A 22,593-nucleotide genomic window follows, 5' to 3' on the forward strand; every position below is an offset into this window, starting at 1 on the left:
TATATCTCCAATAATTTTCTGGAGGGCGCTTATTGTCTGAAAGGTTTCCGCTTCTCAAGAAAGTCAGTGAAGTTATGACCAAAAATGTCCTAACCGTCAAACCAGCTCAGAATCTGGGTGAAGCGGCTAAGGTCATGGAAGAAAAAAATGTCGGTAGCTTAGTCGTTATGGATAGGAAAAGAATAGTCGGCATCATCACTGAAAGGGATCTTCTCAAGTTTATGGCCAAGCAGTACGACCCGCGTGCTGTTGTAAAACTGAGGAAGCCTTGGTCTTCCATAACCGTAAAAGAGGCAATGAGTAAACCGGTGGTCATGTGTACTCCGGACACAACGGTTGAGGCTGCGTTGAGGCTCATGAACGAAAGGCAAATCCGCCACCTCCCCGTGGTCAAGGACGGATCACTGCTGGGGATCATTAGCTGCCGCGGCTTGGATTGGATTAGTGTCGCCGAAATAACCTCCCTCTTCCATCGGCTTTTCGTCAGCTACTGCAAGACCTTAGGCCAAATACTGAAATCTGGAGCCGCTTCCTTTACACCCAACTTTATCGAGGAACTGGTAGAACTTTTTGGGCGGAAGGGTTTCAAGCCTGTAGAAGAAGGGTTGACTGGGGCTCTTGTGGTGGCAGAGGATACTTTGAAAAGTTCGCAACTGGTCAAAGAAGTCCGTTTCCATGAGGTGAAGGCGGAGAAATACAGGCTTGAGATCCGAAACTGTATGTTCGCAGCCGAAACTCATCCTTCGCCCCAAGAGGCTGAATTCACATGCCCCCTCGCAATAGTTGCAACAGCTATCCTACGCAGAGTCACCGGTCGTGATGTGACGGTAAGCTTCTCCATCCTCAGCGAAACTGGATCCGCTACTTATCTGACCGTGAAATAAAGTGCTGGACGCCTGATAAGCTTGCGGTGAACAGTAAGGGTTAAAAAAAGCTTTCCGCAGATTCTGGGTTTTTAGGAAAATCTTAAATAATCTTCGCTCTTTTGTGATGTGGTTTCCCCTTTTTAGGGTGAAGGGGTAAAGGATGGGTCGGAGAAAGAAACACGCTCCCAGAAGAGGCTCCCTAGCTTTCAGGCCTAGGGCTAGAGCTGAAACTCTGGTTCCTAGAATCCGCTATTGGCCGGAGGTTCCGGAGACCAAACTCTTAGGCTTCGCAGGCTACAAAGCGGGAATGACCTACGGCTTTGTAATAGAAAACGAGCCCGGTTCAAGGGACTACGGAAAAGAAGTCTTCTGCCCCCTAACCGTCGTGGAGACGCCTCCCCTCCGGATCTGTGCCCTCAGGACCTACGAAGCCACCGTAGACGACCTGAGGACGCTGGGAGAGGTTTGGGCTGAAAAGCTTCCCAAAGAACTTGGGAGGCTGGTGAAGCCGCCTAACAAGCCGTCCCCCAAGGAGAAGTTGGCGGACTTGGAGAAAAACCTTCACAGAGCCTGCGACGTCAGAGTTTTAGCCTGCACCAACCCCCGGGAGGCTGGGATCGGTAAGAAAAAGCCTGAGCTCATGGAAATCGCCCTAGGGGGAAAGTCTGTGGAGGAAAAGTTTCAGTTTGCCAAAAATCTTCTGGGAAAAACCGTCCCCGTCACCGAAGTCTTCCAGGAAGGCCAGCTGGTGGACGCGGTAGCCGTGACCAAGGGTAAAGGCTTCGCCGGGCCTGTGAAACGTTTCGGAATACGAATCCTCCAAAAGAAATCCAGGAAGACAGTGAGAGGGGTGGGCACCATCGGCCCGTGGCACCCAGCTCTAGTCATGTCCTCCGTCCCCAGAGCCGGCCAGCTAGGTTTCGCGCGGAGAACAGAGCTGAACAAGAAAATCGTGAAGATAGGGGTGAACGGCTCTGAAATCACCCCCAAAGGCGGCTTTCTCAGGTATGGAAGGGTGAAAGGCCCCTACATTCTTTTGAAGGGAAGCATCCCCGGACCTCCCAAGCGCCTCATCAGGCTTAGGCACGCGGTAAGGGCTCCTGAGAAAATTTTGAAGCCTGAAATCACCTACCTGCATGTCTAAAGAGGCGAGGCTGGCTTATGCCAAAAATAGAGTTGGAAGAAGAAGCCGAGGAAGAAGAGGAGGCTGCCGAGGTTGAGGAGGTCTCTGTGAAGCCGGGGAACCTCCCCATATACGACTTGAGGGGGAGAGTGAGAGGCGAGGTTTCACCGCCCAAAGTGCTGGCAACCCCCATCAGGCCGGATGTGATCAAAAGAGCTGTGGTGGCCCTGCAGAGTCGGAGACATCAACCCCAAGGCCGGGACCCCATGGCTGGAAAGAGAACCACCGCCCAGTCCTTGGGTGTAGGGTTGGGAATAGCTAGGATCCCCCGGGTCAAAGGCCGCGGTACCCCCAGAGCCGGCCAAGGGGCCTTTGCCCCTGGAACAGTCGGGGGGAGACTGGCTCATCCGCCTGTGGCTTGGAAGAATATTCTGAAACACATCAACGAGAAGGAGAGAAAACTGGCGTTGAAGTCAGCCATCGCCGCCTCCGCTCAGAGGGAACTGGTGGAGGCCCGAGGGCATAGGATAGACGCTGTTAAAAGTCTGCCCCTAGTGGTTCAGGACGAATTGGAGGGAATCAAGCGTACGGGAACCCTGCGAATGGTTCTGAGGGTCTTGGGGTTGCAGGCGGAGTTGGAGCGGGTGGAGGAAAGCCGTAAGGTTCGAAGCGGCAAAGGTAAACTCAGAGGCAGAAAACTAAAGCAGAAGAAGGGCCCCCTCATCGTAGTTCAGGGAGACGGAACTCTCAGAAGAGCAGCCTCCAACATCCCCGGAGTCGACGTGGCGAAGGTGGAAAGCCTCAACGCGGAGCTTCTCGCCCCCGGAGCCCATCCCGGACGGCTTACGATTTGGAGCGAGTCAGCCTTTAAGAGGCTGGGAGAGCTTTTCTCTTGAAGGAGGTGCCTGGGTTTTGAAGCTCAGCCCCCATAAGGTCATCCTTCATCCGGTGATAACCGAGGATGCTGTGGCCCTCATCGAAACCGAAAACAAGCTGGTCTTCGTCGTCGACAGGAGGGCGGGTAAGGAGCAGATAAAGAGGACGGTGGAAACCCTCTACAAGGTAGGCGTGGAGAAGGTGAACACTGTCATAACCCCCAGAGGGCAGAAGAAAGCCTTCATCAAGCTTAAACCCGAATTTAAGGCTTCAGAAATAGCCATAAAGCTGGGCATCCTCTAAAGGACCAACCGCTAACCCATGGGCAAATGAATTAAAGCGATTCGTTGAAGGGCATCAATCGCTTTTGCTAACCATACTGTCCCGAAGAAGATAGAGGGAATACAAGTCCTGAGCAGATTGGAACTCATATAAATTGTGGAAGAAAGTTTGCGTTTTCAACGGCATACGGCTATATTTTTTATGGCATTCGGAATTCTCGCTGGGAAGATGTTTAGCCGTCCCTTCCTTGCCTCGCATCTTAGATATAACGGGCTTCATGATGTCGGCATCTAGAATGCCTATTAGGTTTGGTCGACCCTTCCATGCTAGGGCAGTTGCCAAGTTTCCTGTTACCGTGCTTTTCCCAACGCCACCTTTACCGCTTAGAATGACCAGTTTATGTTTGACCCTTGCCATTGAGGTTTTGATGCAGTGTTCTTGTTCTTCAATTTCTTTTCTTCGGTCTTTCGTGGGCAGCCCACCTGAATTTACCCTTTCTCAAGTTCTTCCATTCTTTTCTTAACCTGTTCCAGCTGCTGCTGTAGGTTTTTTATATGGTTTTCAAGCATCTGCATTTCTTGCTCCTTTGACGCAGAGCGATCTGCCACGGAAGAGATACCGGTTGGTGGTTGAGTGGGATAAGGCGGGGTAATCTGTCCTCTTCCCCGGCCCATACCTCGGCCCACGCCTCTTCCGCGGCCCATACCTGAGCCCATTCCAAAACCCATGGGAGCGGTAGGGCCGCCGGTAGCGGTTAGTTGACCTTTCTTGAATCTCTCAACAGCCTCCCTGACCGTGCCTGATGCACCCGTTATGAGTTCGATTCCTGCTGATGAGAGGACCTGGTAGGCGTTGGGGCCGACGTTTCCTGTTATGACTACTTTTACTCCTTTGTTTGCAACTGTTTGTGCTGCTTGGATTCCGGCGCCGCCCATAGCACCTGCGCTGATGTTGGGTATGGCCTCAAACTCCATGGTTTCGCTGTTAACTATTACAAAACACTGGCATCTTCCGAATCGCGGGTCAATTTGAGCGTCTAAATCGCCGGAAACAGCGCTTACACAAATCTTCATCCATCATGCCTCCTTTTAAGAATATGTGCATTACCACAAAATATAAATATTGCTATTGCACAAAATGTTATGTGCAAAAACACATAATTGAGAGGAGAGCTAAATATAAATGGCTTGGGGTTGGTTCGGTCGAGGTCGTGGCGGATGGGCTGGTCCATGGCCAGGAAGAGGCCCGTTCAGCTACCTGCCTCCTTGGCAGAGACCGGGGTGGTGGTTCGGCAGAGGAGCATATTGGTGGCTCCTCGCACCCTATATCTGGAGCCAATACGGGTATCCCAGCTACTATGGATATCCACCTTTCAGATATCAAGCCTACGGTCCATACTCACCACCGCTCGGCTATCCGGCTTACGCGCCTTGGCCGTACTTAGGTTATCTAGCCACCGCTCAACAGTATAGATTCCCTCCCCTCTGGTGGTGAAAGACATGGGTTATAGATGGAGAAGAATGTATTACGCCACAGGTCTGCCCGGATGGATGAGGTTCGGTTATTCTCCCGGATGGGTGGGCAGATCCCCGACAGGGCTGCCTCCAACTGCTGAATGGTTGATGGTAAGCGGATTAGTGCCGCAGTACCGTGAATACCTCAGAACACAAGCACTTACTTCTCCGACTGCTGTTCCGTCGACAGCACCGACGCCATCGCTAGGCATCCCGGTAACAAAGGAACAGGAAAGACAGATGCTCGAGCATCAAGTGAAGGCCATCGAATCCCAACTGGATGCCACGAAAAGGAAACTGGAAAAATTACGCGAGAGCACCTCAACCCGGCAACAGCAGTAAATTCCATCATACTATCCAGTTGCACCCTACGGTTACCCGCCGATACCCTACGGTACTCCGTCACCTGAAGAAGAACTAACTTCACTCGAAGACTACAGGAAAAACCTAGGCGATGAAGTCAAAGGCGTAGAGGCTAGAATCGAAGAGTTGAAGAAACTCGTAGAGCAAAAAAAGACCTCCACATAAACGGCTGATAGACCTCATAACGCCTTCCGGTAAGTAGATGGACAAAGAAAGAGCTCGAATAACCGTAGCCAGCTAAAGGAGACTTAGATTATTGTATCAAACGTATTCGGTAAGACTGTTACATTCACCCTCACGGATATCGTAAAGGACAACTAAAAATGTGGAAGTACCTAATTCAGCTACATCCTATGAACATGTAACCAAACCTATCGTTGTAAAGACTGTTGCAGATTCTGGAGTAAACGTGATAATACAAGTGAGACAGGTTTTGGCGAATCAGCGTTGCCAAACAACATAAACATGTCTCATGAAGTTAAGATATCAAAGATAACCAAAGCAAAGAGGTCTAAGAGTGTTGAAGATTACTTAGAAGCAATATACAATTCGACAAAAAAGGGCTACGCCAGAAACCTCGAGATCTCCTTCGCCTTAAAAGTCCGACCGCCCAGCGTCACTGAAATGCTACAGAAACTACATCGGAACAAGTTAGTTGTCTACGAAAAACGTAAAGGAGTAAAGCTTACACCGAAAGGCGAAAAGCTGGCGAGGACTATAAAACAAAACCACACAATTCTAAAAGAATTTTTTATCGCTCTAGGTTTAAGCGAGGAAATAGCTGAAGAGAATGCATGCTTAGTTGAGCATTGTATTAATCCTTCAACGGTAAAACGGTTAAGGAAATTTATGCGATACATCTACAAAATAAATGCAAGAGAGTCAAATGATAGAATGATGCAACTGCCCAAACTTAAAGAGCATCTTTAGGATTGCTGTTAAAAGAATATAGGGAAACCTTCGTATTAATAACCAATAAGTAAAGGCGGTGCTTATGGCTGGATATCAATGGCGTTGGAGAGGGGGACGAGGACCCGGACGCCCCATGAAGCCGAGAACTATAGGAAAGCAGCCGATCATAACACGGTTTGTTCCCGTAATTCCGCCGGAAAAAGTTGATTCACACGGAAAAGAACCTATCGTTATGTCTCAAGATGAATTTGAAGCTCTTAGGCTTATTGACTATTTAGGCTTATTACAAGAGGAGGCGTCTAAACAGATGGGAATATCTAGGGGTACGGTATGGCGTTGCTTGGACAGTGCTAGAAGAAAGGTTGCGGCAATGCTTGCTGAGGGACGCGAACTCACTATTGCCACTTGAGCATTAATACGAATCGATAAAATCCCCTTAGTATGAAAAAAGCACGTCAATAATAAAGCAGGCTGTTACCTTAAAAAATGCTCTTGAGTTCCAGAGCAACGTTGCACCTGCAGAGGACAAGAACCTAGAGGGCCACGAAGTCATGCCTGAACCATAAATTGGATAAACTTTATTTTTTATAGGATAAACTGGGAAAGGTTGATGATAAGACATATCCTGCTCGAGTTAAAATATCATTCACCTTTTACCTTTATAGGAACTGTTATCGGTATCTCAACTGCCATGGTTTTCTCATTCCTTTTACCAACATCTTTAAGCTTATCGGAGGCTATTTTTCACGTTTTTCATCCACTTCATATATTATTGAGTGCAACCGCAACTGCGTCTGTTTTTTGGAGGCATAAAAAACAAGTTTCTGAGGCGTTTTTAATTGGTATGTTTGGGTCTCTAGGCATTTGCAGTATTTCTGACATAATTTTTCCGTATTTGGGTTTATTATCTATTGAAGAAGTGGAATTTCATGTCTGTATTTTAACTCATCCGCAAATAGTTTTTCCAGCAGCTTTTATTGGAGTTGTTTTTGGGATCTTATTCACCGAACTCACAAGAAAATCGAGCTTATTCTCACATAGCTCCCATGTTCTTGTTTCGGCTTTAGCATCAACATTTTACATGGTCGGTTATGGAGAATTACCTTTAATTCAAATACTGCCAATAGGTTTTGCAATAATATTTGTTTCAGTTTTAATTCCATGCTGTACCTCAGACATAGCTTTTCCGATGTTATTCATAGGCAGAACTACTGATGAAGTTAAATGTATAGGTAAGATAAAACATCACCAAGAAAAATAGTAGTTTTAATTAATTCACAACAGCTTTTATACCCATTAAGGTGCCTATGAAGTTAAAAATCCATGTTAGAGCTTTACCTGTTCATTGTAGCAGGTTGTCGTCATAACTTAAGCTTTTAATGAGAGTAAGATTTATATTTTGTGCATTTGCAATTTTTTAATGTCCGAAAACCTCTTGAGGGGGTGGTTGTCTTGCCTTACGGTATGGGTCTATGGGGTTGGTTTATAATGCCGTACCCTTACTGGGGTTGGAGTAGGTGTAGGTGGTTCCCTTGGCTTCCCCGATGGTGGTGGACAGGAATCTATGGGTCCATAACTCCCTTTACAGCTTGGTATGGGCAACCATGGCTTTCAAGGGAAGAGGAAGTGAGATTTCTGGAAGAACAGAAGAAGCTCTTGGAAGAGCAGCTAAACTGGTTAAGAAAAAGAGTGGAAGAACTAAAAACACAGAAATAGGCACATGTATAGAGGAGGAAAAAAATGAAAGTAGCCATCCCAACAAAGGGAAATAGAGGTATGGATGAATATGTAAGTGAACACTTTGGAAGGGCACCAACCTTCACCATCGTGGACTTGACTGCAAATGAAGTAAAAATAATTCCAAACACAAGTGAACATATGGGTGGTTCTGGCTATCCACCTGAAATAATGGCAAGTGAAGGTGTAGATGCAATGCTTTGCTCTAGTCTAGGGCCGAGAGCCATACAAATGTTTGAGCAATATGGTATTGAGGTTTATGTTGGTGCATACGGAACAGTGCGAAACGCCATTCAAGCATGGCAAGCTGGAAAGCTTCAAGTAGCTACTGATGAAAATGCATGTAGAATGCATCGACACCATGAATGATCTATCATGAATATAGCGGTGGCAAGTGGTAAAGGAGGAACAGGAAAAACCACTGTAGCCGTAAACCTAGCACTTTCACTTGAAAATGTTCAGCTTTTAGATTGCGACGTAGAGGAGCCTAACGTTCACATTTTCTTAAACCCGCAAGTTAACGGCGTCAGAAATGTTTACATACCAGTGCCTAAAGTTGACGAGAAGCTTTGTGATTATTGTGGAAAATGTTCTGAATTTTGCGAATTCCACGCAATTGCCGTGATTGCAAAGAAGATACTGGTTTTCCCGAAATTATGTCATGGCTGCGGTGGATGCTTTCTTGTCTGCCCTAAGGGTACTATAAGTGAGAAGAAGAGAAAGATAGGCGTAGTTAAGAAAGGAACTGCTGCCAAAAACATAGAGATAGTATATGGAGAGTTGAATGTAGGAGAACCGATGTCCAAGCCGGTGATAAGAGAAGTTAGGAGAGAAAAAGATCCCGGCAAGATAACGATAATTGATGCCCCACCCGGAACCGCTTGCCCTGTGATAGCTTCGGTGTATGGCAGTGACTACTGTATTCTTGTCACAGACCCTACACCCTTCGGTTTACATGACTTAAAATTGATGGTTGATGTTTTAAGGAAAATTTCCATTCCTTTAGGGATTGTTGTAAACCGCTCTGGGATCGGCGATGAAAAACTTTACGAATACTGTGAAAAGGAAAAGATTCCGATCCTACTGGAAATACCGTTCAAAAGAAGAATAGCGGAACTATACTCCCGTGGTATACCCTTCATAACAGAAATGCCTGAGTGGAAAAGTAGATTTCTAGCACTCTTCGAAAATATTAGGATGTATGAAGGCAGATGAAGCAGATAGCCATAATCAGCGGGAAGGGAGGAACAGGAAAAACAACACTTACCGCTTCCTTTGCGGCTCTGGCAAAAAACGTTGTAGTGGCCGACTGCGATGTAGACGCAGCTGACCTTCATCTACTTCTAGAACCGAGGGCGGTGGCTAAGCATGAATTCAGGGGATCTAGGATTCCTATAATCGACGAGTTGGCATGTACGAAATGCGGAAAATGCGAAGAAGCTTGCAGATTTAACGCAATAAAAGAGTTTACAGTCAACCTTAACCTTTGTGAAGGATGCGGTGTCTGTGCCTATATTTGTCCAACAAGCGCGATAAGTCTTAAGGAGAAAGTATCTGGGCAAGCGTTTATTTCCAAAACTAGATTTGGCCCTATGGCTCATGCAAGGTTAGGTATTGCGGAAGAAAACTCAGGTAAACTGGTCACACATGTAAGAAATAATGCCAAACAAATAGCTGAAAATGAGAGTAGAAGCTTAATACTGATAGACGGCCCCCCTGGTATCGGGTGCCCAGTAATAGCATCGCTTACTGGGGTTAACTTGGTTGTGGTGGTTACCGAGCCTACTGTGTCTGGGCTGCATGACCTAGAGAGAATCTTAGGCGTAGCTGAGCATTTTAGGGTGTTTTCTCTTGTTTGCATAAACATGTACAACATCAATAAAGAAAATACAGAGAAAATAATTGAAATGTGTAAGCGAAAAGGAATAGATGTTGTGGGAAAGATACCTTTCGACCCTATGGTAACAGAAGCAATGGTTGCAGGAAAAACTGTGATCGAATATTCCCCAAACAGCGAAATCTCAAAAAAAATAGAGGAAATATGGAACAAGGTTCTAGATACTCTGAACCAATCAGCCTAAAGGAAGCTGAAAAGTAAATGCCATCTCCTTCAACGGTATACGGTCCTGTTCCTTCATGGCGTTTGGGACTATCGCTAGGAATAGACCCGTTAATGCCGCCGAAAACCTGCACCTTTGACTGTATCTACTGTCAGTTGGGTAGAACCGCAAAAAAAGTTTCAAAACCTGAAGAGTTAAAGACAACCGTCACAGTGGAAAAGATTATGGAAGATTTGGAGAAGACTTTAGAAAGTACCCCTCTAGAGAGCATCGACCATGTGACCTTCTCTGGATCTGGTGAGCCTACGTTAAACTTACAGCTTGGTGAAATGATTGATCATGTTAAAAATATCGTAGGCTCCAGTAAACCTGTAGTTGTTTTAACCAACGCTTCCCTAGTCTGCCGTAAAGATGTGAGAGCAAATTTAGCTGAGGCAGACCTGGTTATAGCAAAGTTGGATGCGCCCACTCAACACTTATTCGAATCTATCAACCGCCCAGCCGAGAATTTGAAGTTGACATCCGTCGTTAAGGGGTTAAGGGCGTTAAGGCGGGAAACCTTTGGAAGACTGGCATTGCAAATGATGTTCCTGAAATCAGCCACAGACAAGAATACCAACCATCAATATGCCACGGTTAAACGCCTAGCAGAAATCGCCAGCAGCATAGACCCGGATGAAGTTCAAATAAATACACCGACAAGACCGCCGTCTCGAGAGGATGTAACACCCCTTCATTTATCAGAGATTAAAGAAATATCAAGGATTATGACGGAAGTATTACCGAGGGTTAGGATACTCGCCAAAGGCAACCATGGCCAAATGAAGGAAAGGAAAAAGAAGGATTCAGTTTTAGAAACGGAGATATTAGGTCTTTTAAAACGGAGGCCCTGCCGGCTAGTCGACCTAGCAGAAGCGTTCGGTGTAAATGAAGGAAACGTGAAGTTTTACATAAATAAACTAGTGGCTTCGGGAGGAGTTACCTCGGTAAGGCTTCATGGGGAAATCTATTATGAAACAGTAAGGTGAGAGCAGACGGTTAAAGAGTTACGTTTAACGGTAGTGGTAGAAGATTCAACTAGCTTAGAAAACCCGCAACTTTTAGCTAAGCATGGACTATGCATCTTTGTGGAAGTAAAAATAGATGAGTTGCAGGAAGTTGCGATAATGATGGATACTGGTCCTTCCCCGGAGGTTATATCCCATAATATCAACATACTAAATCTTGACGTAAATAAAATAGATGCCATAGTCCTCAGCCACGGGCATTACGATCATGTCGGCGGCCTCCAAGAGCTCTTAAAGCGAATAAGCAAGCAAATTCCGGTGGTAGCGCACCCAAAAATCTTCAATCCAAAATTCTCTTACAAACCTTCTCTGCGGTATATTGGAGCATCGTTTAAGCAATCCAACGTTGAAACAGCCGCAGCGTTACTTTTCGCCTCCAACCCTGTTACCATCGCCAAGGGAGTTATGACGACGGGGGAGATAGAACGTAAAGTAAAATTTGAAAAGGTTGATGAGTTTCTGACGGTGGAGGAGGGAATGTTCAAGCAGGACATCTTTCAAGACGACCAAGCACTTGTCGTCAGTTTAGACGGTAAGGGTCTTGTAGTCATTTCAGGTTGTGCTCACTCAGGTTTAATCAATACTATTAAACATGCACAAAAGATAACAGGTGTAAGCAATGTCTACGCTGTGCTCGGCGGCTTCCACTTGCTTAAAGCTAATGAGGATAGAATCGAAGCAACGATAGATGAACTGCTTAAATTAAACTTGAAAATGGTGAGGCCTTGCCATTGCACTGGTCATAGAGCGGTTAACCGCTTGACTGGTGCCTTCGGGGAACGTTGTGTTCCCATAAAAACCGGAGATGTTGTAAAAATACAAAGTTGAAGAGGGATATAAAATGTCAAGGAGAATCGTAAGCGAAGTCCTAGATATTTTAGAGAGGGAGATATCTCGTATAGGAGAGGTTAAGGTTGAGAAAGTCTGCCTAGGGCTGGGTTATACGGGGGTCAAGTTGACCACAGGCCACGCCGGTGTCTGCCATAGTCTTCAAGCTGAAATGGCGATTCAATGCTGCCAAGTGGTGAGGCGGGCGGGAAGCTTAGCCGGTAGCCCTGCCCTTGACTTGGCGCATCTCAGCGAATCATGGGATCTGGGTGAAAAAGTGGTAGGTGTGGCTGCCTTAAACGCCCTATCCCAGATAGTGTTCGAGGAAAAGCCTCAAAGGTACCGCTTTGAAGAAAGAAACCTCATAGATGAAATTGAAATAAGAGAAGGCGACACCGTCGCCATGGTGGGGAACATAAAGCCCTTCATCCCCGCCATCAAGTCTAAGACCCGCAGCCTCTACATCCTAGAAAGAAACCCCATGCGGGAGGAAAACGTCTTCCCTGACTTGGCGGGTGAGGAGATTATTCCTAAAGCCTCAGTGGTTATAATTACCGGAAGCGCTATCGCTAACGGCACCATAGACCGCCTTCTAGAACTATCCCGAAAAGCTAGGGAGATCGCCATCTCAGGGCCTTCCGCCAGCCTTATCCCCGACCCCCTGTTCTGTCGAGGAGTTAAACTTATAGGGGGAATCCGGGTAACCGACCCGGAGAAACTGTTTCAGATAATTGCTGAAGGGGGAGGAACGCCTCAGATAAAGCCGGCGGTCAGATTCACCATCATCAAGCCGGGGTGATTCTGGGTCTATTATAAACAATTTAGTTTACTAATAGTCTTTATTAACTACTTATGTTAACCTGTTTTTTATGAAAGCCGCCGCCATCCTTCTGGCAGTAATAGTCGGAGTAGCTTCAGGCTTCTCAGGATTCCTCGCCGGATGCTACACTGCTTCAGAGCCTAGGAAGGTCATAACACCCTTTTGGGGCGCAGCGACTAGGCTTCCCGGAGCCGAAATAATAACCGTGTACGAGGAAGCCACCGATGTGGAAGTGGAAGCAACTTGGGGCGGGGCAGGTCAACTGCTTTCTGCGATGGTGATAAGCAAATCCGGAGACCTTTACCTAGGCGTCGGCACACCCTACGACATGGAGATGGCGATAGAGAAGGGCGCCGTCGACCCTGCCACTGTACGGATACTTGCCTATCTGGTTCCGGTCATACTGGTCCCTGAAGGAAATCCTAAAAACATAACATGCCTTGAAAACCTAGTTAAGCCAGATATCAAGCTCAGCCTCACAAATCCGGATTACGGTGTAGGCTTGTTTGTAAAGAAACTGCTTGAGTACAACGGCCTATGGGAGGAAGTTGACGGCAGGTTTGTGGAAGCGGAAAGCGGGGAGAAAGCTGTATCCTACGTGATCTTAGGAAACGTGGACGCCACCGTAAGCTGGCATGTTTTCTACTACTGGAACCCTGACAAGGTAGACATCGTATGGATCAGCCCTGAGAAAATTCCGGAGGTATCATTCATACCCGCCGCTGTGTCGGTTTACACCGAAGACAGGAAGGCAAGCGAGGTATTCCTAGATTTTGTATCCACATCCGAAACCGCCAAAAAGATATTCGACAAATACGGATATGTAGCCACGTTGAAGCAGGCGACAAAGTATACCCCCTATTCTGAGAATACGTGGCAACGGTGGATGGAGAAGGCTGAGCGTGTTAAAGTATCACTTTTCCAGAACCTAGGCGAACGGTAAGTTTCTGATGAAACTCAGAGTTTATTTCTGCCGAAGGGGCAGAATACTTCTAAGCCTAAAAGTTTAGCAGCGCCCTTCACCGTAACACCGTACAAGACATATCTTTTGCAGTACCTGTTGCACTGCCTGAGAATCTCAGGCAGCGTGCCGTTGACGATTGCGCTGCCGGTTATACATGTGACATCTGCTTTCTTTATGACATTCTCACTCATGGAGCTGTCGAGAATCTCAACCCCCCACTTAACCTTTCCAACGTTTTCAGGGTTAAGGTCAGTTACGTAGACGATGTCGAAGGCGTTGGAGGTAGCCTTAACGTGGCCCGGCTGGTAGCCGATGTGGGCCACCGTCTTTACCTTTCCAAAGCTTTGCCGGATCTTTTTGACTAGCAGAAGCCCGCATCGTTCCGCATCGTGACTTCTGCAGTGAACTGTGCAGTCGATTTCCCCTAAGCTGTGCATTAGGGCGTTAAGCACCGAAAAGAATATCGACCTATCCCCCGAGTCGCCTAACGCTAGATCGGCTACGTCGACGAGTTTCCCGTGGAAAGTCTTAGGCTTGTCCGTGAAGGCTTGGCCGCAGAAACCGTTGAGCTGGCAGTGGACGATAACTTCTTTTCCCTTCATAAGCGCGTATTCCTTGGATGGTAGTTTAACGAAGTCACTGCCAAGTGCAACGCACTCTACAGGTTTATCCATCATGCCTATGGAGGCTAGAAGCTTGAGGAAATCTCTCCTGAGTTGCTCATACATTGCTCTAACCCTGAAAGGGCATTCGCTACAATTTATGCCTATACGGATATCCCTTCTGAAAAATATAAATCCAAATTACCTGCGTTAAGCGGCAAACCATCCGGTACGCCTTCCTAAAATGTTCGCAACCTTCTCACCTTTGCCGTGCTTCTTGAGGATTGGAACCGAGAATCTAAAATATGGCAAAACTTCATTGTATAGGTGGAATGTCCCTGAACGATTTTCAAAAACTCCATGACAGCGTAAGGGAAGGAGACGCTGAACTCACTGAGCGGCTTGTAGGACAGATGAAAGAGAACCTGCCCACCGTAGAAATTCTGGAAAATCTGCTCATCGGAATGGACAAGGTGAGGGAGAAGTTTGAGAAGGGGGAAATCTTCCCCGTCCATGTAATACGCAGCCTCTCGGCTTTCGCCGCGGGAACAAAGACCTTGGAACTGGCACCTCCTCGACTGAAAGACCTCTCGGTGAAAGTAGGGCCTTATTCTGGAAATGTTTACGAGGTTACAAAACAGATCTTGTTCGCCGTCTGGAAGTCTTCCGGCTTTTCGGAGGAGGACCCTCTCAAAAAGGATAAGTGGAGCAGGTGGGGGACCCTTAAAGAGAATGAAGAAACATTGGAGGTCATCATCACCTACTGCCCGACTCGACCGCTAAAAATAAGAATATGGTAAAAGTGCCGGCACCGCTGGTTTCGGAAACGATTCTAACTGCTGATTACAAGTTCCCGCCCTTCCTCTATCATGCTCGCCACTTTTTTCCTAACGCTATCTAGGCAACGCCATATTGTGCCTCTGGAAACTCCCATCCGGCGAGCTGCCTCCTCCTGCATCAAACCCATGTAATCAACCAGCCGGAGGTATTCAAACTCATCATAGGTCATCGTCACAGGTTCTTTTACGTAGTTTTCCGCTTTTTCCTTCGGAATGAAGGGGACAAAACGGGTTATTTCAGGCTCTTTCTCTAAGGTTCTTGGCTTTATGGGGCGCCCCGGCTCAAATCGACGGCGCCAACGCCAGCGATAACCAGCCATAAGGCACCGCTCTCTACCTCTCTGCCAATGTCTAAAAGGGTTCTGGAAGGGATTTAGTATAGTGCACTTTTTTGATGGCTTCAGCAACTTTGGTTCCGGGCTTAGCTATGATTTTGTTTATCTTATGTTGAGCAAGATGCTGGGATGCCCCCGGGCCGGTTTCCTCGCGATCACCAAGCTTACGCCTACGTCAACCAGCAACATCACAACCATCCGCCCAGTACCATGACGGTGAGGTGCTGAAGGGTTTGGAAGAGCCTTTACGATTTTGGCAACGTCGTCTTCAAAGTCTATTATGGTGAAAGTGCTGGCTCTGCCGAAGAAGCGGGATACGGTATCTTCCAAGCCTCGGTTTCCGTCGATTGCAACGGCTATTCTGCAGAGCATTCCTTTTCATCCTCAGCTTCCACTTTTTCAATTCTTTGAGTCTTTTGTCGTTCCTCTTGAGTTCTTCGCGGAGGGACCCCGATCCGCGTCTCCAAAAAAGGCCTTTTGGTCTTCTAGAAGCTTAGCTTCATCTTTAGGCTGCCATGTTTCTGGGGGATAAACCCATGAACCGTATAGGCATGCCCATCTACCATAAAGCCAGCCGGGTCTCTGCCCGGGGTAGGTGGCTGAAGGGGCCTCTTCCGGGCCATGGAGTTAGCCAGCCTTCTTAAATTCTTCTAGGCTAGCACATTTTTGCTCTAGAATATTTATGCACATATAGTTTTGCTGAAACGTTTAAATTCCAGAAAAACTTATACGTTGAAGCCTGCAAAAACCGTAAAAGGCTGGAAAACATCTAAAAAAAGCTCAGTGAAAGATAAATGGGTAAACGGTTGAGGGTTCAAAGAAGGGGAAGAGGCACCCCCACCTTCCGAGCTGCCACCCTAAGGAGAGTAGCGCCAGCCCGCTATCCGCCCTTCGCAGCCCTAACCCAAGAGGGCATGAGAGCGCGGGTGGAGCGAATCCTTCACGACCCTGGCAGAGGCGCTCCTTTGGCTTTAATCCGCTGCGAAGACGGCAGAACCTTCTACAATATCGCTGGAGAAGGCCTGTATGAGGGGAAGGAAATCCGGATAGGGGGAGCAGCCTCCTTGGAGGTGGGAAACATCGTGCCCTTAGCCCAAGTCCCCGAAGGCTCCACGGTTTACAACGTGGAAAAGCAGCCCGCCGATGGGGGGAAGTTTGCTAGGTCCTCCGGCAGCCATGCCACGGTCATCGCTCACACTCCCGCGGGAACCACCCTCAGACTGGCTTCGGGGAAGGTCATCACCGTCCACAGCAGCAGCCTAGCCACCATAGGAGTTGCGGCTGCGGGGGGGAGAACGGAGAAGCCCTTCATGAAGGCGGGTGAAAAATACTACCTCATGAGAGCCCGGGGGCGGAAGTATCCCCTGACCAAAAGCAACAGAATGATCGCTGCTCTCCGCCGTATGCCCGGCTCCGTTCCTCGGACGGCTCCGCCGGGGCAGAAGGTGGGGCTCATCGCCCCTAGGAAGACCGGCCGGGGCAGAAAGGCTAGGGTTAAATTTGCCTGAGGCGCCAAGCCGGGTGGGAAAAGCTTAAAGCAGGCTGGGCAATGATGCGTATGGTGGATGGTTGACGAAGGATGCCTAGGGAATTTCGTTATAGAGGCTACACATTGGAGCAGCTACAGCAGATGCCCATGGACAACTTCGTCGCTCTGCTACCTTCTAAGGCTCGGAGAAAACTGCTGAGAGGTCTTTCCCCTGAGAACAGGAAACTGCTGGAGGCCATCCGTAACCTTAAAAGGGCTGGGAAAGCCTCTGGAGGAGCGCCCCTCTTGAAGACTCACTGCCGGGACATGGTCATCCTCCCCGAGATGGTGGGGGTAACCATAGCGGTTCACAACGGAAAAGAATTCGTCCCCGTGGAGATCAAGCCGGAGATGGTGGGACATCTTCTAGGCGAGTTCGCCGTCACCATCAAGAAGGTTGTCCACGGAAACCCCGGCATCGGAGCCAGCCGGAGTTCCATGTATGTGCCTTTAAAGTAAGGCCGATGAGACCCCTCGGCTTTCCCTCTCAGACCTTGTTTTTTCGACGGCGAGCTCCACCTGCTCCACCGCCGTCCCTAGGTAGGCGTTGGGGTCTAGGGCTCTGTTTATCTCCTCCTCGCTGAGGCGGCTTCTCACCTGCTCGTCGGCTAGGACGATTTCCTTTAAGGGTTTTTTCTCCGCCCAGCTCTTCATAACCAAACCTCGGAGGACACGGTGGGCTTCCTGTCTTCCCAGCCCCTTTTTGGTTAAGGCCAGCATGAGGGACTCAGACATGATCCTTCCCTGGGTGAGGTTCAGGTTTTCCAACATTCTCTCTTCATTCACCTTCAAGCCTTTCAAGACTTGGCAGATGAGGCTGAGCATGTAGTCGAGGGTGATGAAGGCGGTGGGCAGCAGAAACCTCTCCGCCGAGGAGTTGGTCAAGTCCCGCTCCTGCCAGCTGGGTATGTTCTCCAACGCCGGCACCACTAAGCCCCTCATCAGCTTGGCCAAGCCGCAGACTCTCTCCGAATGAATGGGGTTAACCTTGTGGGGCATCGTCGAACTTCCCACCTGTCTTCCCACGTCGAAGGGCTCCTGCAGCTCCCCTATCTCCGTCCTCTGCAGCTCCCGGATTTCAGCGGCGAACTTGTCGAGGCTGGAGGCAACCAAGGCTAGGAGGCAGATGAGCTCAGCGTACCGGTCCCTTTGAACTATTTGGGTGGAGGCCTCCACGGGGTGAAGCCCCAAGCGTTCCATGGTCAGCTTCTGAACGGTTAAACCTTCAGGGCCGAAGCCTGCCTGGGTTCCCACCGCCCCGGTGAGCTTCCCCACCAAGAACCTTTTCCGCCCTTCCCTCAGCCTTTGGATGTGGCGGGATACCTCCCTCAACCAGACGGCGAACTTCAACCCCAAGGTCATGGGGAGTGCGTGCTGTCCATGGGTTCTGCCCACCATCAAGGTTTTCCTATGCTTCCAGCTGAGCTCCAACAGAACTCCTTCCAACATGTTGAGCTTCGATTCCAAGACAACCAAGGCTTCTTTAAACTGGAGACCTGTGGCGGTGTCGAGGATGTCGCTGCTGGTGGCTCCGTAGTGGACGTAGCCTCCGTCTTCCCCGCAGACTTCAGCTAAAGCCTCCACCACGGCCATGATGTCATGCTTGATGGTTTTCTCGATTTCCTTCACCCTCTCCAGCTTCACATAGCGGGTGGAGGCTTTTTCCCCGATTTTCTCAGCTGCCTTTTTGGGGATGACGCCTACCTCGGTGAGGGCCCAGGCCAAGGCGGCTTCCACCTCCAGCATCTTCTGAAGCCGGGCTTCTTCTTCGAAGATCCGCCTCATCTCCGGGGTGCCATATCTCCCTGTGTCGATGGGTAGAATGGGCAATTTCTCTATCTCCCTCTCACACCTAAGCTAGGTGGGAGAGGAGAGAATAAAAATTTACTGTCTGAGGAACAGTGGTTCTGAGCGTAGTTAACCTCGGCTTTTCTGTTAAGAAAATTTTTTATTAACTTCATTCTCTCCGTGGTTGTAGAGGTTAGGTGGTCATGAAGTGGGAGTCGGAGGGAAGAAGTTCTCCAAAGTTAGGACCATTAATCAAATAATCGATCACTGGATTAGGCTTGAACACTATACGAAAGAGGAATACAGCTTCTTAGCTGAGGGGACGAAGAACCCCCATGCAAGGATTGTTTTCACCAGATTAGCTTGCGCGGGAGAGTGTCACGCCAACATTCTTAAACATGTGAAAAACATCCTAGCCAAGGAAGGGGAAAACTTTCAGCCTGTAAAGGCTTTCCATCTCACCGACATCCCCACGCCTGGAAAGAAACAGGGGTACCCCACAGAGGTAGAGGAAACTTACCATGCCATTAAAGGCCACGTCAAACTTGAACAGGAAATGGAACGAGGATACACAAGGATAAGGCCCAAGATTCGAAGTCGGAAGGCTAAAACCCTCTTCCAAGTGCTGGCCGAAGAAGAAAAACAACACCACCAACAACTTCTCGCCTTGATCCAAGTATTCGAAAAGATATACAAGAGTCTTCTAAAAAAGTAGATGTAACGCCAAAAACCCCTCCCTACCTAAGAGGCTAGGTTAGTGAAGCCCAGCTTTCGCGCGTAATCTACCACAGAGCGGAATTCTTGCCCTCTAAGCCTGCGCCGGAGCTCCGGGACTTCGTCGGCTCTCCACTCGGGGCGGTACTGGTCCATGATGTTCACTCTGATCCATGTCCCCAAATTCTCCGCCATCCACTCGAGGATGGGTTTGGCGCAGCATTCTCCATGCTCTGGGAGGATGAGCATCCGCACTATCAGCTCCCCATTTTTCAGGGCGCTGAGATGGTTCTGTGTAGCCGCTTCCCAGTAGCCTTGACAGCCGGAGATTCTCTCCGCGCAAGCGTCGTTGCCGTATTTGAAGTCGAGGAGGTAGACGTCGGCGAAGCCCGCGAGCAGCAGGGCTGTGGCTTGGCTGTAGTAGGAGTTGCTGTTCCAGACCACGGGAACATTGACCTGAACTTTCCTGAAGGCTTCCAGCCACTGCGCCAGCCAGGGGGTAGGCTCCCCGCCTACTAGGTTGGCGTTTCTACACCCCCCACGCCTCAGCCACTCCACCACGTCGGCGAGCATAGCTGGTGTGTAGGTTTCCCCCTTTTCCACCCACTGGGATATGGTCCAGTTCTGGCAGTGGAGACACTGGAGAGTGCAGCCGAGGGTGAAGATGGTGCCGGAGGGGATGAGTTCAGGCTCCTCTCCCATGTGGGCGAAGTAGGAGGAAACCGCAGGCTGGGTTCCGCAGAGGCATGTTCCCCGTTTCCCCTGAAGCCGGTTGACCCCGCAGTTCCTCCTACAAAAATGGCAGTGTTGAAGAATCCGCTTGGCTATCTCCACTTTTAAATCCATGTAGGAAAGAGACGGCTGGGGAAGCTCCTCCAACCTCACCTTTCCAGCATCCAACCGCCCCTCCAACCGACGGTACTCCTCCGTCAGTTTTTCATGAAGCCGCCAAAGGTTTTCCAGCGAGTCTTGGGGGGCGAAGGAAGCCTCCAACCGCTTGGCTATCTGGAACTTGGCATGCTTCAGGTTGTCGGAGACATCGAAGTACCTAGCCAAACTAGCCCGGCATTTCTCATCCTGCAACACGGCCACGGCGTCAGGCCTCATCAGACGCCACATTTCTAACTCTTTCCACCTTCATGGTAAAAGAAAGAGGGAGAAACTCATAAATGTAACACCTTGCGGTTTGTCCCCACCTGTCACTCTCCCCTCCCAGCTTGGGAAATCAAACTGAAGCAAAAAACTTAAGCTCGAAGGGAACCTATCCGAAGTGAAAAGAAAATGGGAAAGGTATTAAAAGCTGGATTAGGCCTCCTCGTCGCCTTGATGATTTTCGGAGCCATAGGGGTCTTCCTCACACCTGAACCCACTCCGACCCCCATGCCCACCCCAGCTCCTGCGTTCACCCCTACACCAACCCCTACACCCCTACCAGAGGCGGCTGCCACGCCCACCCCGACGCCTACACCTACGCCTTCACCTTCTCCACCTGAGGAGGCCTTCAGCTACGCCGTCTATTTCACACCCGACAGCCAAGTTGACGATTACCTTGTGTCGTTGATCGAGGGAGCTCAAAGCTCAGTTTACGCAGCCTTCTACGACCTCGACCTAGTCAACGTGGGGGAGGCGCTTCTGGAGGCTGAAAAGAGGGGGGTCGACGTTAAGGTTGTAACCGACACCGACAACATGGCTAACCCTGAAATCGCTGAACTGGTTACTTCAGGCTTAGTGCGAGGAGACGACGACCCTGACTTCATGCACAACAAATTCATGGTAGTTGACGGAAGGCTTGTGTGGACGGGTTCGATGAACCCCACGTTCAACGGCGTCCACAAAAACAACAACAACGTGGTGGTCATCTCAGGCCTGCCTCAGCTTGCCGAAAACTACGTGGACGAATTCACCGAGTTATGGAGCGGAGTCTTTGGAGGAGGTTCACCGGTTTTATACCCGGAGATAACTGTCTCAGACGAATTCATCATCGAAGTCTACTTTGCACCTGAAGACGATGTGGAAAATCAGATCATCGAAGAGCTGCAGAAGGCCGAGGAAAGCATCTATTTTGCAGTCTTCACCTTCACCAGCAAACCCATAGGAAACGTCCTTCTAGAGAAACATAAGGAAGGCGTAACCGTCCAAGGCATATACGAAAGTTTTCAAGCTGGACAATACAGCACCTACTCGATGCTCAGGGAAGCAGGAGTGCCGGTGGTCAAGGACCGGAACCCTGCGGTGATGCACCACAAATTTTTTGTAATCGACAACCGAACCGTCATCACCGGGTCCTTCAACCCCACCAAACATGCTAACCGAGACAACGACGAGAACATTCTGATCCTGCACAACTCGGCTGTGGCCAGCCTTTTCGCCTTGGAATTTAAGCAGATGTGGACTGAATGGTACACTCCACCAAGCCCAGAGCTAGAGCCCAGTCCCAGCCGGGAACTTGTCGAATACGTCCTTACTCTCATCAACCGAGATAGAAGCGACCACGGGCTTCCCCCCGTGAAGCTGGGAACCAACCTCGCTGCCCAAGCACATGCCGAGGACATGCTGGAAAACCTGTACTTCTCCCACTGGGATATGAACGGAACCAAACCCTATGTGAGGTACACGCAACACGGCGGGTTGGGGTTTGTTTCCCAGAACATAGCCTTCTCGGGTTTCCTCTACGAGGAGCCCTTAGCCGCGCCCTTGGATGTCAGGGAAACCTTGGAGGAGCTGGAATACGGCATGATGTACGAGGATGCGGAATGGAACTGGGGACACAGGGACAACATACTGGGCCGGTGGCATACCCACGTAAACATCGGAATAGCCTACGACAGAACCCATGTGTTTCTGGTTCAAGACTTCGAAGACAACCACATCGTATGGACTCAGCCTCCCAGCTACGACGACGGAATCCTTTCGCTTGAAGGCACAACCCTGCTGGGGGAAGTGTACGTAATAGCCCTTTACTACGACCCTCCCCCGAGGCCTTTAACCCGGGAGCAACTGGCGGAGCCGCCGTACAGTGGAGGATACGGGCTGGGCGAGGAGGTTGGCTACATCCTTGAAAGCTCCTACTCCGTGGAGGGCTCAGCCTACGTTCACGCCTCCCAATGGGTGGTGGAAGACGGCTTCTTCGACATCGTCGCAGACATTAAACCGCTGATGACTCGGGGAGAAGGCTTCTACACTGTTGTAGTTTGGGCTGAAGTGGAAGATGAGTACATCCCTTTAACCTGCTATTCGATACTCGTCGAATCCGCCGACACAGCCTCCACCCCGGCATCCAATATCAGCTTAACGATGAGGATGAAGCTAAACCTAGCCGAGATCAGCTTGACAGAGGATGGACTATCAACCGCATCTTAGGCGTGCAGTCGCCCT

General features: G+C 49.3%; 27 protein-coding genes. 20 read left to right on the forward strand and 7 right to left on the reverse strand.

Features of this window, described 5'->3' with window-relative positions:
* The first annotated feature begins 74 nt into the window (after positions 1–74).
* The 4 genes from BWM17_RS09270 to BWM17_RS09285 all read left to right on the forward strand — a co-directional run bounded on the left by BWM17_RS09270 (position 75) and on the right by BWM17_RS09285 (position 3,168).
* Complete coding sequence (locus BWM17_RS09270) at positions 75–884, forward strand: CBS domain-containing protein (protein WP_309493646.1); 810 nt, start codon at positions 75–77, stop codon at positions 882–884.
* 142 nt (positions 885–1,026) lie between these two features.
* Positions 1,027–2,010, forward strand: coding sequence for a 50S ribosomal protein L3 (locus BWM17_RS09275; RefSeq protein WP_309493647.1), 984 nt, complete (start codon positions 1,027–1,029; stop codon positions 2,008–2,010).
* A gap of 17 nt (positions 2,011–2,027) precedes the next feature.
* The gene (rpl4p, locus tag BWM17_RS09280; RefSeq protein WP_309493648.1) at positions 2,028–2,885 is read left to right on the forward strand and encodes a 50S ribosomal protein L4; all 858 of its coding nucleotides are present in this window, start codon (positions 2,028–2,030) and stop codon (positions 2,883–2,885) included.
* A gap of 16 nt (positions 2,886–2,901) precedes the next feature.
* Entirely contained in the window at positions 2,902–3,168 is a 267-nt protein-coding gene (locus BWM17_RS09285) for a 50S ribosomal protein L23 (RefSeq protein ID WP_309493649.1), read from the forward strand.
* Between the two features lie 54 nt (positions 3,169–3,222).
* Here the strand turns inward: BWM17_RS09285 and BWM17_RS09660 are convergent, their stop codons facing one another.
* Together BWM17_RS09660 and BWM17_RS09290 are read right to left on the reverse strand one after the other, a co-directional pair.
* On the reverse strand, positions 3,223–3,624 hold the full coding sequence (locus tag BWM17_RS09660) for a P-loop NTPase (RefSeq protein ID WP_342766519.1): 402 nt from the start codon (positions 3,622–3,624) through the stop codon (positions 3,223–3,225).
* A gap of 11 nt (positions 3,625–3,635) precedes the next feature.
* Positions 3,636–4,220 carry a NifB/NifX family molybdenum-iron cluster-binding protein gene (locus BWM17_RS09290; RefSeq protein ID WP_309493650.1) on the reverse strand — a complete coding sequence of 195 codons (585 nt, stop codon included), beginning with the start codon at positions 4,218–4,220 and terminating at the stop codon, positions 3,636–3,638.
* A gap of 1,251 nt (positions 4,221–5,471) precedes the next feature.
* On the opposite strand from BWM17_RS09290, the gene BWM17_RS09295 reads away from it, so the two are divergent.
* The 11 genes from BWM17_RS09295 (at position 5,472) to BWM17_RS09345 (ending at position 13,391) form a co-directional block, all read left to right on the forward strand.
* Positions 5,472–5,954: a metal-dependent transcriptional regulator gene (locus BWM17_RS09295; protein WP_309493651.1), complete on the forward strand. Its 483-nt coding sequence runs from the start codon at positions 5,472–5,474 to the stop codon at positions 5,952–5,954.
* 64 nt (positions 5,955–6,018) lie between these two features.
* Positions 6,019–6,345: a DUF134 domain-containing protein gene (locus BWM17_RS09300; protein WP_342766496.1), complete on the forward strand. Its 327-nt coding sequence runs from the start codon at positions 6,019–6,021 to the stop codon at positions 6,343–6,345.
* Between the two features lie 198 nt (positions 6,346–6,543).
* Positions 6,544–7,197: a hypothetical protein gene (locus tag BWM17_RS09305; RefSeq protein ID WP_309493653.1), complete on the forward strand. Its 654-nt coding sequence runs from the start codon at positions 6,544–6,546 to the stop codon at positions 7,195–7,197.
* A gap of 227 nt (positions 7,198–7,424) precedes the next feature.
* Positions 7,425–7,652, forward strand: a complete 228-nt coding sequence (locus BWM17_RS09310; RefSeq protein ID WP_414641337.1) for a DUF5320 domain-containing protein — start codon at positions 7,425–7,427, stop codon at positions 7,650–7,652.
* Between the two features lie 24 nt (positions 7,653–7,676).
* Positions 7,677–8,042: a NifB/NifX family molybdenum-iron cluster-binding protein gene (locus BWM17_RS09315; RefSeq protein WP_309493655.1), complete on the forward strand. Its 366-nt coding sequence runs from the start codon at positions 7,677–7,679 to the stop codon at positions 8,040–8,042.
* 6 nt (positions 8,043–8,048) lie between these two features.
* Positions 8,049–8,888 (forward strand): ATP-binding protein, encoded by an 840-nt coding sequence (locus BWM17_RS09320; RefSeq protein WP_309493656.1) that lies wholly within the window; start codon positions 8,049–8,051, stop codon positions 8,886–8,888.
* Entirely contained in the window at positions 8,885–9,754 is an 870-nt protein-coding gene (locus tag BWM17_RS09325; protein ID WP_309493657.1) for a P-loop NTPase, read from the forward strand. Before BWM17_RS09320 ends, BWM17_RS09325 begins: the two co-directional genes overlap by 4 nt.
* 92 nt (positions 9,755–9,846) lie before the next feature.
* Entirely contained in the window at positions 9,847–10,761 is a 915-nt protein-coding gene (locus tag BWM17_RS09330) for a radical SAM protein (protein ID WP_309493772.1), read from the forward strand.
* Positions 10,762–10,794: 33 nt separating this feature from the next.
* Entirely contained in the window at positions 10,795–11,628 is an 834-nt protein-coding gene (locus BWM17_RS09335) for an MBL fold metallo-hydrolase (protein ID WP_309493658.1), read from the forward strand.
* Positions 11,629–11,641: 13 nt separating this feature from the next.
* Positions 11,642–12,427, forward strand: a complete 786-nt coding sequence (locus BWM17_RS09340) for a DUF364 domain-containing protein (RefSeq protein WP_309493659.1) — start codon at positions 11,642–11,644, stop codon at positions 12,425–12,427.
* Positions 12,428–12,497: 70 nt separating this feature from the next.
* Positions 12,498–13,391, forward strand: coding sequence for a substrate-binding domain-containing protein (locus tag BWM17_RS09345; protein WP_309493660.1), 894 nt, complete (start codon positions 12,498–12,500; stop codon positions 13,389–13,391).
* Between the two features lie 14 nt (positions 13,392–13,405).
* Here the strand turns inward: BWM17_RS09345 and BWM17_RS09350 are convergent, their stop codons facing one another.
* A complete protein-coding gene (locus BWM17_RS09350; protein ID WP_309493661.1) occupies positions 13,406–14,140 on the reverse strand; it encodes a Rossmann-like domain-containing protein in 735 nt (244 codons plus the stop codon).
* 206 nt (positions 14,141–14,346) lie between these two features.
* On the opposite strand from BWM17_RS09350, the gene BWM17_RS09355 reads away from it, so the two are divergent.
* The gene (locus BWM17_RS09355; RefSeq protein WP_309493662.1) at positions 14,347–14,814 is read left to right on the forward strand and encodes a B12-binding domain-containing protein; all 468 of its coding nucleotides are present in this window, start codon (positions 14,347–14,349) and stop codon (positions 14,812–14,814) included.
* Between the two features lie 32 nt (positions 14,815–14,846).
* Here BWM17_RS09355 and BWM17_RS09360 read toward each other — a convergent pair whose 3' ends face one another.
* Together BWM17_RS09360 and BWM17_RS09365 are read right to left on the reverse strand one after the other, a co-directional pair.
* A complete protein-coding gene (locus BWM17_RS09360) occupies positions 14,847–15,173 on the reverse strand; it encodes a DUF134 domain-containing protein (protein ID WP_309493663.1) in 327 nt (108 codons plus the stop codon).
* A gap of 117 nt (positions 15,174–15,290) precedes the next feature.
* A complete protein-coding gene (locus BWM17_RS09365) occupies positions 15,291–15,560 on the reverse strand; it encodes a NifB/NifX family molybdenum-iron cluster-binding protein (protein ID WP_309493664.1) in 270 nt (89 codons plus the stop codon).
* A gap of 434 nt (positions 15,561–15,994) precedes the next feature.
* Between BWM17_RS09365 and rpl2p the strand changes: the two genes are divergently transcribed.
* Positions 15,995–16,696: a hypothetical protein gene (gene rpl2p / locus BWM17_RS09370; protein ID WP_309493665.1), complete on the forward strand. Its 702-nt coding sequence runs from the start codon at positions 15,995–15,997 to the stop codon at positions 16,694–16,696.
* Between the two features lie 71 nt (positions 16,697–16,767).
* Positions 16,768–17,175, forward strand: a complete 408-nt coding sequence (locus BWM17_RS09375; RefSeq protein WP_309493666.1) for a 30S ribosomal protein S19 — start codon at positions 16,768–16,770, stop codon at positions 17,173–17,175.
* Here the strand turns inward: BWM17_RS09375 and purB are convergent.
* Positions 17,167–18,546: an adenylosuccinate lyase gene (gene purB / locus BWM17_RS09380; RefSeq protein ID WP_309493668.1), complete on the reverse strand. Its 1,380-nt coding sequence runs from the start codon at positions 18,544–18,546 to the stop codon at positions 17,167–17,169. The genes BWM17_RS09375 and purB overlap by 9 nt on opposite strands.
* Before the next feature lie 166 nt (positions 18,547–18,712).
* On the opposite strand from purB, the gene BWM17_RS09385 reads away from it, so the two are divergent.
* Positions 18,713–19,219 (forward strand): ferritin family protein, encoded by a 507-nt coding sequence (locus tag BWM17_RS09385; protein ID WP_309493669.1) that lies wholly within the window; start codon positions 18,713–18,715, stop codon positions 19,217–19,219.
* Positions 19,220–19,245: 26 nt separating this feature from the next.
* On the opposite strand, the gene BWM17_RS09390 is transcribed toward BWM17_RS09385, so the two are convergent.
* Positions 19,246–20,325 (reverse strand): radical SAM protein, encoded by a 1,080-nt coding sequence (locus BWM17_RS09390; RefSeq protein WP_309493670.1) that lies wholly within the window; start codon positions 20,323–20,325, stop codon positions 19,246–19,248.
* Between the two features lie 174 nt (positions 20,326–20,499).
* Here BWM17_RS09390 and BWM17_RS09395 point away from each other — a divergent pair, with 174 nt between their 5' ends.
* The gene (locus BWM17_RS09395; RefSeq protein WP_309493671.1) at positions 20,500–22,578 is read left to right on the forward strand and encodes a phospholipase D-like domain-containing protein; all 2,079 of its coding nucleotides are present in this window, start codon (positions 20,500–20,502) and stop codon (positions 22,576–22,578) included.
* Positions 22,579–22,593: the final 15 nt, after the last annotated feature.

The sequence above is a fragment of the Candidatus Hecatella orcuttiae genome (genome assembly GCF_002009985.1).
In the GTDB taxonomy this organism is placed as follows: Archaea; Thermoproteota; Bathyarchaeia; order Hecatellales; family Hecatellaceae; genus Hecatella; species Hecatella orcuttiae.

What these genes read in the sequence shown, in the direction of transcription:
- BWM17_RS09270 (WP_309493646.1), top strand. Translation starts at nt 75, where the DNA reads ATGACCAAAAATGTCCTAACCGTCAAACCAGCTCAGAATCTGGGTGAA.
- BWM17_RS09275 (WP_309493647.1), top strand. Translation starts at nt 1,027, where the DNA reads ATGGGTCGGAGAAAGAAACACGCTCCCAGAAGAGGCTCCCTAGCTTTC.
- rpl4p (WP_309493648.1), top strand. Translation starts at nt 2,028, where the DNA reads ATGCCAAAAATAGAGTTGGAAGAAGAAGCCGAGGAAGAAGAGGAGGCT.
- BWM17_RS09290 (WP_309493650.1), bottom strand. Translation starts at nt 4,220, where the DNA reads ATGAAGATTTGTGTAAGCGCTGTTTCCGGCGATTTAGACGCTCAAATT.
- BWM17_RS09300 (WP_342766496.1), top strand. Translation starts at nt 6,019, where the DNA reads ATGGCTGGATATCAATGGCGTTGGAGAGGGGGACGAGGACCCGGACGC.
- BWM17_RS09310 (WP_414641337.1), top strand. Translation starts at nt 7,425, where the DNA reads ATGCCGTACCCTTACTGGGGTTGGAGTAGGTGTAGGTGGTTCCCTTGG.
- BWM17_RS09315 (WP_309493655.1), top strand. Translation starts at nt 7,677, where the DNA reads ATGAAAGTAGCCATCCCAACAAAGGGAAATAGAGGTATGGATGAATAT.
- BWM17_RS09320 (WP_309493656.1), top strand. Translation starts at nt 8,049, where the DNA reads ATGAATATAGCGGTGGCAAGTGGTAAAGGAGGAACAGGAAAAACCACT.
- BWM17_RS09325 (WP_309493657.1), top strand. Translation starts at nt 8,885, where the DNA reads ATGAAGCAGATAGCCATAATCAGCGGGAAGGGAGGAACAGGAAAAACA.
- BWM17_RS09330 (WP_309493772.1), top strand. Translation starts at nt 9,847, where the DNA reads ATGCCGCCGAAAACCTGCACCTTTGACTGTATCTACTGTCAGTTGGGT.
- BWM17_RS09340 (WP_309493659.1), top strand. Translation starts at nt 11,642, where the DNA reads ATGTCAAGGAGAATCGTAAGCGAAGTCCTAGATATTTTAGAGAGGGAG.
- BWM17_RS09345 (WP_309493660.1), top strand. Translation starts at nt 12,498, where the DNA reads ATGAAAGCCGCCGCCATCCTTCTGGCAGTAATAGTCGGAGTAGCTTCA.
- BWM17_RS09350 (WP_309493661.1), bottom strand. Translation starts at nt 14,140, where the DNA reads ATGTATGAGCAACTCAGGAGAGATTTCCTCAAGCTTCTAGCCTCCATA.
- BWM17_RS09355 (WP_309493662.1), top strand. Translation starts at nt 14,347, where the DNA reads ATGTCCCTGAACGATTTTCAAAAACTCCATGACAGCGTAAGGGAAGGA.
- BWM17_RS09360 (WP_309493663.1), bottom strand. Translation starts at nt 15,173, where the DNA reads ATGGCTGGTTATCGCTGGCGTTGGCGCCGTCGATTTGAGCCGGGGCGC.
- BWM17_RS09365 (WP_309493664.1), bottom strand. Translation starts at nt 15,560, where the DNA reads ATGCTCTGCAGAATAGCCGTTGCAATCGACGGAAACCGAGGCTTGGAA.
- BWM17_RS09375 (WP_309493666.1), top strand. Translation starts at nt 16,768, where the DNA reads ATGCCTAGGGAATTTCGTTATAGAGGCTACACATTGGAGCAGCTACAG.
- BWM17_RS09390 (WP_309493670.1), bottom strand. Translation starts at nt 20,325, where the DNA reads ATGAGGCCTGACGCCGTGGCCGTGTTGCAGGATGAGAAATGCCGGGCT.
- BWM17_RS09395 (WP_309493671.1), top strand. Translation starts at nt 20,500, where the DNA reads ATGGGAAAGGTATTAAAAGCTGGATTAGGCCTCCTCGTCGCCTTGATG.